Genomic DNA, 941 nt, shown 5'->3' on the forward strand with positions numbered 1-941 from the left:
TGGCGTGCCCCCATCGGGTGGTCCGGTTTGATGGTTAGTGCATTGTCGGCCTTTGGTCTATCGGAACGATGCTTTCTGGTGCTGGCGGACGATATGCCAAAGCGCTGTGCGGCCTGACCGTGTTGTAATGGACCCGCCATTGCTCGATCAGAATCTGGGCCTCTCTGAGCGAGTAAAAGATTTCGCCGTTGAGCAATTCGTCCCTGAAGCGGGCGTTGAAGCTTTCGCAATATCCGTTCTCCCAGGGCGACCCAGGTTCGATATAGGCCGTCTTGGCGCCGACAGCGGCGATCCAGTTGCGCACCTTCTGGGCAATGAACTCTGGACCATTGTCACTTCGTATGTACTCGGGTGGCCCCCGCAGGATGAATAGATCCGTCAGGGCATCCAGCACATCCGTTGAGTTCAGCTTGCGGTCGACGCGGATCATCAGCGCCTCCTTGGTGTATTCATCGATGATGTTGAGTGTGCGATAGGCCCGCCCATCATCGGTGCGGTCCTGGACAAAGTCATAGGACCAGACGTGGTTGGGCCTCTCCGGTCTGAGCCGCACGCAGGAGCCATCGTTCAGCCAGAGCCGTCCTTTTTTCTTCTGCTTTTGCGGCACCTTCAGCCCTTCACGTCGCCAAATCCGTTCAACGCGTTTGTGGTTCACATGCCAGCCTGCGTTGTTGAACAGGCCTGTGACCATGCGATAGCCGTAGCGACCGTATTTGTCGGCCAGCTCGATGATGTCGTCGGTCAACTGTTCTTCATCGGACCGGCCCTGCGGTACCTTGCGCTGCGTGGATCGGTGTTGGCCCAGTGTGCGGCAGGCACGGCGCTCAGACACACCCAGCTCCTGACGCACATGGTCAATGCATTTACGGCGACGTGAAGGGCTCAGAAGTTTCCCCGTGCCGCCTCGGTCAGAATGAGTTTGTCCAGCGTCAGATCGGAAA

At 57.9% G+C, this 941-nt stretch carries 1 pseudogene; it reads right to left on the bottom strand.

Going from position 1 to position 941, the window contains the following annotated elements:
- Positions 1–34: 34 nt before the first annotated feature.
- Positions 35–941: pseudogene (locus ACR0LZ_RS21135) on the bottom strand (IS3 family transposase); the annotation flags it as partial.

The organism is Ruegeria sp. CI1, assembly GCF_056536925.1.